10 protein-coding genes are annotated in these 10,843 nt (G+C 62.8%); 4 read left to right on the top strand and 6 right to left on the bottom strand.

Features of this window, described 5'->3' with window-relative positions:
• Window positions 1-27 precede the first annotated feature (27 nt).
• On the top strand, window positions 28-285 hold the full coding sequence (locus CHB90_RS11665; protein WP_089278050.1) for a BolA family protein: 258 nt from the start codon (window positions 28-30) through the stop codon (window positions 283-285).
• Window positions 286-645: 360 nt separating this feature from the next.
• Here CHB90_RS11665 and gatB read toward each other — a convergent pair whose 3' ends face one another.
• Together gatB and CHB90_RS11675 are read right to left on the bottom strand one after the other, a co-directional pair.
• Complete coding sequence (gene gatB, locus CHB90_RS11670) at window positions 646-2,160, bottom strand: Asp-tRNA(Asn)/Glu-tRNA(Gln) amidotransferase subunit GatB (RefSeq protein WP_089278051.1); 1,515 nt, start codon at window positions 2,158-2,160, stop codon at window positions 646-648.
• Between the two features lie 79 nt (window positions 2,161-2,239).
• Window positions 2,240-3,499, bottom strand: coding sequence for a hypothetical protein (locus CHB90_RS11675; RefSeq protein WP_141135858.1), 1,260 nt, complete (start codon window positions 3,497-3,499; stop codon window positions 2,240-2,242).
• Between the two features lie 241 nt (window positions 3,500-3,740).
• Here CHB90_RS11675 and CHB90_RS11680 point away from each other — a divergent pair, with 241 nt between their 5' ends.
• Window positions 3,741-4,523 carry a transglycosylase SLT domain-containing protein gene (locus CHB90_RS11680; RefSeq protein ID WP_089278053.1) on the top strand — a complete coding sequence of 261 codons (783 nt, stop codon included), beginning with the start codon at window positions 3,741-3,743 and terminating at the stop codon, window positions 4,521-4,523.
• A gap of 32 nt (window positions 4,524-4,555) precedes the next feature.
• Here the strand turns inward: CHB90_RS11680 and CHB90_RS11685 are convergent, their stop codons facing one another.
• From CHB90_RS11685 to pepN, 4 genes are all read right to left on the bottom strand, one after another.
• The gene (locus CHB90_RS11685) at window positions 4,556-5,419 is read right to left on the bottom strand and encodes a lysophospholipid acyltransferase family protein (RefSeq protein ID WP_089278054.1); all 864 of its coding nucleotides are present in this window, start codon (window positions 5,417-5,419) and stop codon (window positions 4,556-4,558) included.
• A 265-nt stretch (window positions 5,420-5,684) separates the two neighbouring features.
• The gene (locus CHB90_RS11690) at window positions 5,685-6,116 is read right to left on the bottom strand and encodes a hypothetical protein (protein ID WP_089278055.1); all 432 of its coding nucleotides are present in this window, start codon (window positions 6,114-6,116) and stop codon (window positions 5,685-5,687) included.
• Window positions 6,113-6,856 carry an SDR family oxidoreductase gene (locus CHB90_RS11695; RefSeq protein ID WP_089278056.1) on the bottom strand — a complete coding sequence of 248 codons (744 nt, stop codon included), beginning with the start codon at window positions 6,854-6,856 and terminating at the stop codon, window positions 6,113-6,115. Before CHB90_RS11695 ends, CHB90_RS11690 begins: the two co-directional genes overlap by 4 nt.
• A gap of 213 nt (window positions 6,857-7,069) precedes the next feature.
• Window positions 7,070-9,622 carry an aminopeptidase N gene (gene pepN, locus CHB90_RS11700; protein ID WP_089278057.1) on the bottom strand — a complete coding sequence of 851 codons (2,553 nt, stop codon included), beginning with the start codon at window positions 9,620-9,622 and terminating at the stop codon, window positions 7,070-7,072.
• 144 nt (window positions 9,623-9,766) lie between these two features.
• Between pepN and CHB90_RS11705 the strand changes: the two genes are divergently transcribed.
• Together CHB90_RS11705 and CHB90_RS11710 are read left to right on the top strand one after the other, a co-directional pair.
• Window positions 9,767-10,144 (top strand): VOC family protein, encoded by a 378-nt coding sequence (locus CHB90_RS11705; RefSeq protein WP_089278058.1) that lies wholly within the window; start codon window positions 9,767-9,769, stop codon window positions 10,142-10,144.
• Window positions 10,144-10,842, top strand: coding sequence for a helix-turn-helix transcriptional regulator (locus CHB90_RS11710; protein WP_089278059.1), 699 nt, complete (start codon window positions 10,144-10,146; stop codon window positions 10,840-10,842). Before CHB90_RS11705 ends, CHB90_RS11710 begins: the two co-directional genes overlap by 1 nt.
• Window position 10,843: the final 1 nt, after the last annotated feature.

Raw genomic sequence — 10,843 nt, forward strand, 5'->3', positions numbered from 1 at the left:
ATCAGTTTACAGGGGGGGCAGCGAAAAATGTCGCGCGCGGATGAAATACAGACGAAACTAGAGGCAGCTTTTGAGGCTAGCCAGATCGAGGTCCGCAACGACAGCGGGCGTCACGCCGGCCATGCGGGCGATGACGGCAGTGGCGAAAGCCATTTCCACGTCATGCTGCGCGCGCCCGAATTTGCCGGTCAGTCCCGCATCGCGCGCCACCGTGCCGTGCATAGTGCCCTGGGGCCGGAGTTGGTGAGCGCGATCCACGCGTTGTCACTGGATCTGGATATCTGAGCGGCACGCAGCCGGGACACAGACGCCGCACGCCGGACGAAAAAGGGGCGGGTCCTGTCGGACCGCGCCCCTGACTTTCTATGAACTAACGGATGAAATCCCCCGAGTTCAATCATTTGCGTGTCGCGTCGATCAATCCTGACGCTGGTGATGGCTATCAGCCGACGGTAACACATTATTAACATATTTGCATGACGCAGGGTCAGTCAGGGATTCCTTACCCGCGTAAGGCAATGCCGCTGACCCAATCCCGGAACGCGACCGCAAAAGAGTAATCCGCCCCGGACTTGATCCGGGGCCTCTATACAAAACAAAGAGCGACTCTTTGGGCCGGTCGATGCACGGCTGCCCGCGCGCGGATTACAGACCCAATTTGGCCGCGACGAGTTCGTTGACCGCCTTGGGATTGGCCTTACCCCCCGTGGCCTTCATCACCTGACCCACAAACCAGCCCGCAAGTTTCGGGTTCTGCTGGGCTTTTTCGACCTGCGCGGGGTTGGCGGCGATGATCTCATCCACCGCCGTTTCAATCGCGCCGGTGTCGGTGACCTGTTTCATGCCGCGATCTTCGACGATCTGCTCGGGGTCGCCGCCTTCGGAATAGACGATCTCGAACAGGTCTTTGGCGATCTTGCCGCTGATGGCGTCGGACTTGATCAGCTTGATGATCCCGGCCAGTTGTGTCGGGCTGACAGGGCTATCGGCGATGTCGCAGTCGTCCTTTTTCAGGCGCCCGAACAGCTCATTGATGACCCAGTTGGCCGACAGTTTTCCGTCGCCCGCCGCCGTGACCACCTCTTCGAAATAGGCGGCATTCACCACCTCGGCGGTCAGCACGCTGGCGTCATATTCCGATAGGCCGAAGATTTTGACAAATCGCGCCTTTTTCTCATCCGGCAATTCCGGAAGGCTGGCGGCGATATCGTCCACCCAGCCCTGTTCGATCTCCAGCGGCAGCAGGTCGGGGCAGGGGAAGTAGCGATAGTCATGCGCCTCTTCCTTGGACCGCATCGACCGTGTCTCGCCCTTGTCGGGATCGTACAGGCGCGTTTCCTGATCCACATTGCCGCCCGCCTCGACAATCGCGATCTGGCGCTTGGCCTCATAGTCGATGGCCTGCTGGATAAACCGCATGGAGTTCATGTTCTTGATTTCGCACCGCGTTCCAAGGTGGCCGAAATCCTGCGTTTCCATGTATTTCTCATACTGGCCCGGCAAGCAGATCGACACGTTCACATCCGCGCGCAGGTTGCCGTTCTGCATGTTGCCATCGCAGGTGCCGAGATAGCGCAGGATCTGGCGCATCTTGACCACATAGGCGGCGGCCTCTTCGGGGCCGCGAATGTCGGGGCGGCTGACGATCTCCATCAGCGCGACGCCGGTGCGGTTCAGATCGACAAAGGACATGTTGGGATCCATGTCGTGGATCGATTTGCCCGCGTCCTGTTCGACATGGATACGTTCGATGCGGACAAGGCGTGCCACGCCCGGTTCCATGTCGACGATCACCTCACCCTCACCCACAAGCGGATGATACAGCTGGGAAATCTGGTAGCCCTGCGGCAGGTCCGGATAGAAATAGTTCTTGCGGTCAAAGGCAGAGGTCAGGTTGATCTGCGCCTTCAGACCCAGCCCGGTGCGCACTGCCTGCTCGATGCAGTATTCGTTGATAACCGGCAGCATGCCCGGCATCGCCGCGTCCACAAAAGAGACGTTGGAGTTGGGTTCCGCACCGAATTTGGTCGAAGCCCCCGAAAACAGCTTGGCCTGACTGGCCACCTGCGCGTGGATCTCCATGCCGATGACCAACTCCCAGTCGTGCTTGGCCCCGGCGATCACCTTGGGTTTGGGCGCTTCATAGGTCAGATCCAGCATCACGGGCGTCCTTATGCGGGGAAGAAAAGGGTTGTGATGCGGTCTAGAACAGCCGCGAGAAGGGGGCAAGGGGGGCGCGTCAGCCGCCTTTGATCACGCGCAGGCCGTCCGGTTCCAGCACCAGCTTCCGACCGGCGTCCAGTGCCGGGGTGAAAAACTCGCTCAGGGTCGCCATCGCGCGCTCATGGCCCAGCTTTCCGATCTCGATTTCGGCGCTGCACGGTGCTGAGGGTCGGGCCGGGGTCTCTGCCCAGATCAGCGGGTGAAGTTCACGCAGGTGATCCTGCACGATCCAGCCAAGGCAATCCGCGATCCGCCTCCGAGAGCTGCCTTCATCGGTGCCCCCGCCCAGCCGGTAGCCAATCAACGCCGCCATCCGGTTGGCCATCACCTGCGACGGTTGTCGGGCCAGGATATCGTGCAATCCCTCCACGAACAGCTCGACGTCGAGCCGACGAAAGGCGCCCTGATCCTCGACCAGCGCCCCGAGATAGACCCATGTATACCCGCCAGTGCCCCAGATGTCGGCGGTGCGCGCCGCCGTTCGGCGCGCCTGTGCATCCAGCATTTCCCAACTGCCAAATCGCACCGGGCGCAGGGCGTTGCCGAAATCCATCATATGATGCGGATTGCCCGGCTCCAAGTCGATCAAGTCCTCAAAGTCATCGGCGACGCGCGCATGTGGCTGCGGGTCGGCCTCCAGCACGGCGCAACGCACCAGCGCCCAAAGCGGGGTGTCGTGTTCAAAGGGGTCGAAACGGTCGTTCAACCGAACTGCGGCGGCCATGTGGCGGGCATAGGCATCATGACGTTCGGCGGACAGGTTGCCGGTCATGACCGCCCCGCGCCAGGCCCGCGCCGCATCGACATGGGCCATGGCGACGATATGGGCGATGACCGAACAACCGGGCAGTTCCGCAAACAGGGGCTCCAGCGAGGCCACCGCCGCCTGCACCGCCCGGAAATCGCCTCGTTCCACGCCTTCGACAATAGCGTCGGTGATGTCCTGCCGCGCTCCTTCGCACATCAGAGCGGCCTGTGAGTGCAGGCCGGGGGTCAGGGCCCGAGTGCTGTCGGCCGTGCGGATCTCAAGCGCCAATTGCTCCCAGTCCTCTTGTCGGGCCAGGAACCGACCGCGCGCGCGCAACTGCGCGGCATCCTGCGCGGCCGGTTCCGGATCGCGCACCGGGATCTGGACCGCAAGGCGTCGCGCATCGCGGTCTCCCGGTTTGGACAGACTGGGGAACCCCGGCGCCACAGGCTGAACCGGCGCGGGATTCGAGGCCGTCAGTCGGGCAGCCAAGGAGCGGAAAAAGGGGAACAGGGTACACAATGTCATGACCGCAATTTGACCGCGATTCGCGGCCAAAATCCGGCGGCTTCCGGGAATTGCGCCGACCTTCTTCAGGCGATTGCCCGACTTTGGTGAAAGACCGCTGACAAGATGTTGCGGGGTCGTGGACAATGCTCCGCCAGCATTGGGGGCGCGGGCGGGTTTTTGCTGTCACGGCAGCGGGTTTCGCCCCTGCGGCGGCAGGGCCGCTTGCATCCCCTTGGCCGGTCAGGGACATTCCAACGCCATGAAAACGCTTTTCGCCCTAATTTGCGGTGCCGGATTATTCGGTGCTGCGGCCCTTGCCAACCCCGATCCGGCGGTTGCGGTGGCCTTGCACAGCCCTGTGGCACCCGCTGCTGAGCTGGTTTCCGGCCTTGCTGTCCCGGTGTCTTTGCGCCCGGTGGCCCGCAAGCGGATGACCGTGCCCGACGCCCGGTGGGACAACATCAACGGCAGCCGCAGCTGGAGCGTCGCCATCCTGCAGTCGCTGCGCACCCACGCAAATGAACTGCCCGATCTTGTGCCAAAAGACATTGCGAAATACTGCCCCGCCTATCCCAGTGCCGGGCGCGCGCAGCGCGAGGCGTTCTGGGTCGGTCTGGTCTCTGCGTTGGCTTGGCACGAAAGCACGCACCGCCCCTCGGCTGTGGGCGGTGGCGGGCGCTGGTACGGGTTGGTTCAGATCTATCCACCGACGGCAAAATTCTACCAGTGTCGGGCCAAGAGCGGCGGCGCGCTGAAAGATCCCGAAGACAACCTGTCCTGCGCGCTGCGGATCATGGCGGTGACGGTGCCGCGTGACATGGTGATCAGCCGCGGGATGCGCGGTGTGGCGGCGGACTGGGGACCGTTCCATTCTCGGCGCAAGCGTGAGGATATCATGTCCTGGACCCGGTCACAGGACTACTGCACTGGCCTTGCCCGATCGCTGCGCCCCATGGCGCGCCCGGACGGGGTTGGTCCGCAAAAAGAAGACATGTCCCCGTTGCCGATGCCAATGGGCGTCCTGTCCACCGACGGAAAATAGGACACGGCCCGGCGCGAACTTGCCCGGTGCGGTCAGACCTTGAGCCAGCTGGGCCGCCGCGTGGCATCGACCAGCGACACGGCAGGGGCCTTGGGGCCCCCCAAGGCCAGCGTGGCGCGGCGCAGCATTTCAATGCCCTCTTCGGACTTGGCCGGCAGCGCCTTGGGTGAGATCGCCTCACCCAGCGTGATGCGGTAGGGCTGACGCGCCTTGTTCAGTGTCTCATGGAACAGGGTGATGTCGCGCAGTGTCGGGTGCAGCAGGTCGAACAGGTAGAACAGAACCGAATTGCGCGCCCGGATATGCACCGGAATCACCGGCAGGTCGAACTTGCGTGCAATCATCGCGGCGCTCGCCATCCAGGGCCGTTCGTGCAGCGACAGCCCGCGCCGCTTGGCCAGCCGACCAGCGGGAAAGATCACGCCAAGCCGCCCCTCATCCACCGCTTGGCGGGTATAGGCCATCGTCTCACGCGTTTTGCCGTGGCTGCGTTTTTCCTTGCGCCATTCGACGGGTGCAATCATTTCGGCGTATTGCGGCAGCACCCGCATGATGTCGTGATTGGCAAAGTAATAGGTGTCGCGCCGAACCTGGCCCAGAGCGTGATGCAGCATGATGCCATCGGCGATTCCGGTCGGGTGATTGGCGACAATCAGCGCCGCGCCCTGACGCGGCAGATTGTCGAGACCGATGACTTCGGTGTCCATGGCCAGCATTTCAGCCATGACGCGCATGATCTGGTCGGCGGACATATCCTGCACCAAGCGGCCGATTTCCAACGTTTTCTCATAGCCCAACATACGATTGAGGACGGACCTGACCGGTCGGACATAAGCCGAGTTGGAAAACAGCCAGGGCGCGCGCTCGGCGATCAGCGGATCAATGCGGTCTTTCATTTTAGCCCCAAGATCATAATTTCGTGACGCTTCAAAGACAGCGGCGCCTCGTCAAAGTGAATAGTACACCACAGTGACTGCGGACGCACGCCCGTGACCTATTGTTTCGGCAATGCCTTGCCGCAATGGGCGAATCAACCGCAAGCCTGTTGTCGTCCTGCCGCAACATCTGGTTGGATACCTTGCCGAATGCAGGTCGAGTTTCGGGGGTGATTGGTGAGAGAAAGTCTTTTATTTTAAAGGTTTGGCGAAGGTTTGTCGCCCATCACCCGAACAGCACGAAATGATGCCTCTCGGTCCGGATGCCGCGCGCCTCTACTGCGTCCTGAAAAAGGGGATGCGGCGGCAGGCTGTCCTGCGGCAGAGTGATGCGGCGACCGTCCTCCAACACCAGACGCGCGCGGATCGAAAAATCGAGTCGCGTCTCCAGCCGGATGTGATCAATGCGCGCCAGCGCCACATCGCCCTCGGCCTTGCCCGAGCCCCAGCGCAAAACGGTGTCGTCCAGCCGCAACCAGGCGCGGCGGCCAGTCACGAAATCCAGCAAGGCGGGCAGGGTCGCAAGCATGACAAACCCCACTACCCAGACAGAGGCCTGTAGTACAAACCACAGCGTCAGCAGCGCCATCCAGATCAGCATCAACACCAGAAAGGCGCGCAGGCTCCGGCCCGACGACGCGTGTTCCAGGGGTGTCACCGCCCCCCCGACACGTCGAGGATCGACCGTGTGACATACGACGCGCGTTCCGACAGCAGCCACAGGATCGCTTCGGCGCATTCCTCGGTGGTGCCGGCCCGGCCCATGGGCGTGGTGGGGGCAAGGCGTTCCAGACGGTCTGGTTGCCCGCCCTTGGCGTGTATGCCGGTCTCGATCAGTCCCGGGCGGATGGCGTTGACGCGGATGCCCTCTGGCGCCAATTCATCGGCCAGCCCAAGGGTAAAGGTGTCGATGGCCCCCTTGGAGGCGGCGTAATCGACATATTGATGTGCCGAACCAAGCCGCGCAGCCATGGACGAGATATTGACGATCGCGCCGCCATGGCCCCAGTCGCGCATCAGGGCAACGGACTGCCGTGCCACTTCGATTGCGCCGAAGACATTGACCTCAAATACATGTCGCACCCGGTCAGGTGTCAGATCGGCGATGCTGCCGTGCGGAGCGACGATGCCGGCGTTGTTGACCAGACCGATGGGACCGGGTTTGAGGTCGCGCACCTTGGCAAACATCTTTTCGATGGCCTTGGGCTTGGCGACGTCCGCCTGGATCAGATAGGCCTGCGCGCCCATGCTTTCGACCATGGCGGCGGTGGTTTCTGCGCCGTCGCGGTCCTGACCGTAATGGACCACAATCCGCTGCCAACCGGAAAAGGCCGCGATCCGCGCTGTTGTGGAGCCGATCCCGGCGCTGGCCCCGGTCACGATCAGAACGCCGTTCATGCGCGGATCTCCGTCGCGTCAAGTGGATGGTCGGTATCGGCAAAAACAGGCGGCATGGGCGTCTCCGGAGCGGTTCGGAGGCAGGCTAGCCCGGTTTCGCAGCGGGCCACAAGATTGCCTGACGTGTCAGGGCGGCAGTCGTGCGCCCAACGCTTGATTTGACATACCGGCCGGCGCGGTTTCCCGCACCAGCCGCAAAGGAGTCTCGGACTGCTATGCGCCCAGAATACGCGCGACCATTTCCGCAGTGTCGCGGCTCAGCTTGGGCTTGTCGCGCAGGCGTTCCAACTGTTCCTGAACCAGCGCCTGACGGTCTGCGTCATAGCGTTTCCATGTCTGGAACGCGGAACACATGCGCGCGGTGGTCTGCGGGTTCAGATCGTCGAGCTTGATCAGCCAGTCGGTCAGCAGACGATACCCGGCCCCGTCCTTGCGGTGGAACCCGGCGTGGTTCATCGCCATGGCCCCCAAAACCGCGCGAAAGCGGTTGGGGTTCTTCCAGTCGAAATCCGCGTGCTGTGTCAGGGCCTTGGCCCTTGGAACCACATTGTCGGGTGCGGTTGCGCCGACCTGCAGGCCAAACCACTTGTCCATGACCAGACGGTCCTTGCGCCATTGCGCCTCAAACGCCGCAAGGGCGTCCTGATCCTTGCCAGCGCGCACAAGTTGCACCAGCGCCGACAGTTGCAGCGTCATGTTGTCTGCGCGCTCAAATTGCGCCTGCGCCGCCTTGCCGCCATCCAGTCGCGAGGTCAGCGCCAGCACGGCGGACCCCAGCGCCCGTTTGCCTGATTGTTCAGCGTCGGGTTTGTAGGCGGCGTCAACTGTGCCTTCGGCTGCCAGTCCCGGCAACAGATCGGCCCAGCGTTCGGCCTTGAACTGGGTCAGCGTTTCTTGTGCCGCAAAGATCGCGTCCGGGTCCGGTGTCACGCCGCGCTCGAACAGCACCTGCGCCATTTCTGCCTGTGACGGCCAGCCCATCATCATGGCCCGGAATGCCGGGTCCAGATCGCGGTCGCGCAGCACCCGTTCCAAGCCGTCCAGCCAAGCCACATCCGGGCCGGTGTTTTCGGTGATCATGGCAAACAGGCAGTCGCGGCCCAACAGGAACGAGGCCTCCCAGCGATTGACCGGATCGGTGTCATGGGCCAGCAAAAAGGCGCGTTCCTCGGGGGTCGAGTCGCGGTCCAGCACCACCGGCGCGGAAAAGCCGCGGTTGATGGACGGGACAGGGCGCGCGGCCAAGCCGTCAAAGCTGAAGCTCTGCGTTTCTTCGGTGATCTCCAGCACGCGTGTCGGAAGCACCTCGTCACCGTTCGGGTTCAGCAGGCCAACCGCCATCGGGATCACCTGCGGCGCCTTGTCGGTCTGTCCGGGCGTGGGCGGCGTGGTTTGGGCAAAGGTCAGGGTGTAGGTGCCATCGGCCCAATCCTCTGTCACGGTGACGCGCGGCGTGCCGGCCTGAGAATACCACCGTTTGAACTGCGCCAGATCGCGGCCTGTTGTATCCTCAAAGACCTTCAGCCAGTCCTCGATCGTGGCGGCGTCGCCGTCGTGGCGGTCAAAGTAGAGGTTCAACGCCTTGGCGTAGGCCTCATCCCCGACCAGCGTCTTGAGCATGCCGATCACCTCGGCGCCTTTGTCATAGACAGTCGCGGTGTAGAAGTTGTTGATTTCCTGAAAGCTCTCAGGCCGCACCGGATGCGCCAGCGGCCCCTGATCCTCGGGGAACTGGCGGCCGCGCAAGGACGCGACATCGTCGATCCGCTTGACCGGGGCAGAGCGAATGTCCTTGGTGAATTGCTGGTCGCGGAAGACAGTCAGCCCCTCTTTCAGGCATAGCTGAAACCAGTCGCGGCAGGTGACACGGTTGCCGGTCCAGTTGTGGAAATACTCATGCGCGATGATCGATTCGATGCGTTCGAAATTGTCGTCGGTCGAGGTCTCGGGCGAGGCCAGAACGCAGGAGGAATTGAATACGTTCAACCCCTTGTTCTCCATCGCGCCCATGTTAAAATCATCCACCGCCACGATGTTGAACACGTCCAGATCATATTCGCGGCCATAAACGTCTTCGTCCCAGCGCATCGACTTTTTCAGCGCCTCCATGCCAAAGGCGCATTTGCCCTCGTCACCGGGGCGGACCCAGATGTTCAGCTTGACTTTGCGGCCGTTCATCGTGATGAAACTGTCGGGAAAATTGACCAGATCACCGGCCACCAGCGCAAACAGGTAGGCCGGTTTCGGCCAGGGATCGTGCCATTCGGCAAATCCGTCACCACGCTTGACCGAATTGCCGTTCGACAGCAGCACCGGCAGATCGCCTTCGACCCGCACGGTAAAGACGCTCATGACATCCGGGCGGTCGGGGTAATAGGTGATCTTGCGAAACCCTTCGGCCTCGCATTGGGTGCAGTACATGCCGCTGGACATGTAAAGCCCCTCCAGCGCGGTGTTGTCCGCGGGCGCAATCTCGACCTCGCATTCCCACAGGAACGGACCGTCCGGCACGGCGCAGCGCAGCCCGTCCTCGGTCACTTCCGGTGTGACCTCGACGCCGTCGATGGCGGCGCGGATCAGGGTCAGTTGCTCCCCGTGCAAAAAGAAGTCCTGCGCCGGGGCTTCGGGGTTGGGCGCAAAATGGATCTTGGACACCACTCGCGTGGATTTGGGCGCAAGATGAAAGGTCAGATGCACGTCGCTGAGTTGCCAGCCGAAGGGCGTATAATCCTTGAGGTGGATGGTCACGGGGGCTGCGTCTTTCATGGGGCTCTCCATTGCGGGGTTGGTAAGAGGTGTAACAGGGTGCGCGTGGGCTGCAATCCTGTCCCCCTGACATCCTGCTGACAAAACGCTGTCAGCAGGGGTATGCGAGAAGGGTGTCATCGCTTACCCAAGGAGTTGGACACGATGACCTACGCACCTGAACATTTCACCGTCTGGGCCGAAATTCCGGTTACGGACATGGAGGCGTCCATGATCTTTTACCAAGCCGTCACCGACGCAGCGCTGGAAGAGGACAGCACCGGGCCGAATCCCGTCGTGATGTTCCGACCGAAGGATCCCAAGACGGGCGTCGCGCTGCACCTGTATCCGGGCAAGCCCGCCGGGGACGGGTCTGGCCCGACCATTCACCTCGCCATTCCCGGCACCGCCGAAGAGGCCATGGCCCGCGTCGAAAAGGCAGGCGGCAAGGTCGTCTCTCCGGTGATCGACATCCCGCCGGGCCGCTTCTTTTACAGTTTGGATCTCGATGGCAATTCCATCGGCTTTTTCGAGACCCGCTGATGCGCCGCGCCGACCGTCTGTTTCAGATCGTTCAGGCCCTTAGGGGCGGTCGGCGCACCACCGCTGCGGCATTGGCTGAAAAGCTGGAAGTGTCGCGGCGCACCATCTACCGCGACATTGCGGACCTGCAATCCACCGGTGTGCCGATCGACGGTGAGGCGGGGTTTGGCTATGTCATGCAAGAGGGCTTCGACCTGCCGCCGCTGATGTTCGACAGCGACGAGATTGTCGCCCTGGTGGCGGGCGCGCGGTTGGTGCAGGCCTGGGGCGGGGCGGCTATGGCGCGGGCCGCCGAAGAGGCGCTGGCCAAGATCGACGCGGTCCTGCCCGCAGCCGCCCGCGCCCGAGCCCGCGCGGTGCATGTGCATTCCCTGGGGCTTGGCCTGGCCCCGGACTTGCGCGCCCGGATCGACCGGATCGAACAGGCGGTCGAACAGAGCGAACGACTGGAACTGGCGTACCGGGATGAGGCCGGGGCCAAGACCACGCGTGTCGTGCGCCCGTTGGGTCTGTGGTTCTGGGCACCCGCCTGGACGTTGGTCAGCTGGTGTGAATTGCGCGAGGATTTCCGGATGTTCCGCCTCGACCGTATCGCCCGCATGACGGATGCGGGCCGCTTTCGCCCGGAAAGGGGGCGCAAGCTGTCGGATTTCTACGCCAGCATGCAGGACAAGGACCGGGACATCGTGAACCGCTGAC

The organism is Antarctobacter heliothermus (genome assembly GCF_900188425.1).
Taxonomy (GTDB): Bacteria; Pseudomonadota; Alphaproteobacteria; order Rhodobacterales; family Rhodobacteraceae; genus Antarctobacter; species Antarctobacter heliothermus.

Excerpts from the sequence above, each read along its gene's own strand:
- CHB90_RS11705 (WP_089278058.1), top strand. The coding sequence starts at position 9,767 with ATGACCTACGCACCTGAACATTTCACCGTCTGGGCCGAAATTCCGGTT.
- gatB (WP_089278051.1), bottom strand. The coding sequence starts at position 2,160 with ATGCTGGATCTGACCTATGAAGCGCCCAAACCCAAGGTGATCGCCGGG.
- CHB90_RS11685 (WP_089278054.1), bottom strand. The coding sequence starts at position 5,419 with ATGAAAGACCGCATTGATCCGCTGATCGCCGAGCGCGCGCCCTGGCTG.
- CHB90_RS11695 (WP_089278056.1), bottom strand. The coding sequence starts at position 6,856 with ATGAACGGCGTTCTGATCGTGACCGGGGCCAGCGCCGGGATCGGCTCC.
- CHB90_RS11680 (WP_089278053.1), top strand. The coding sequence starts at position 3,741 with ATGAAAACGCTTTTCGCCCTAATTTGCGGTGCCGGATTATTCGGTGCT.
- CHB90_RS11665 (WP_089278050.1), top strand. The coding sequence starts at position 28 with ATGTCGCGCGCGGATGAAATACAGACGAAACTAGAGGCAGCTTTTGAG.
- CHB90_RS11675 (WP_141135858.1), bottom strand. The coding sequence starts at position 3,499 with ATGACATTGTGTACCCTGTTCCCCTTTTTCCGCTCCTTGGCTGCCCGA.
- pepN (WP_089278057.1), bottom strand. The coding sequence starts at position 9,622 with ATGAAAGACGCAGCCCCCGTGACCATCCACCTCAAGGATTATACGCCC.
- CHB90_RS11710 (WP_089278059.1), top strand. The coding sequence starts at position 10,144 with ATGCGCCGCGCCGACCGTCTGTTTCAGATCGTTCAGGCCCTTAGGGGC.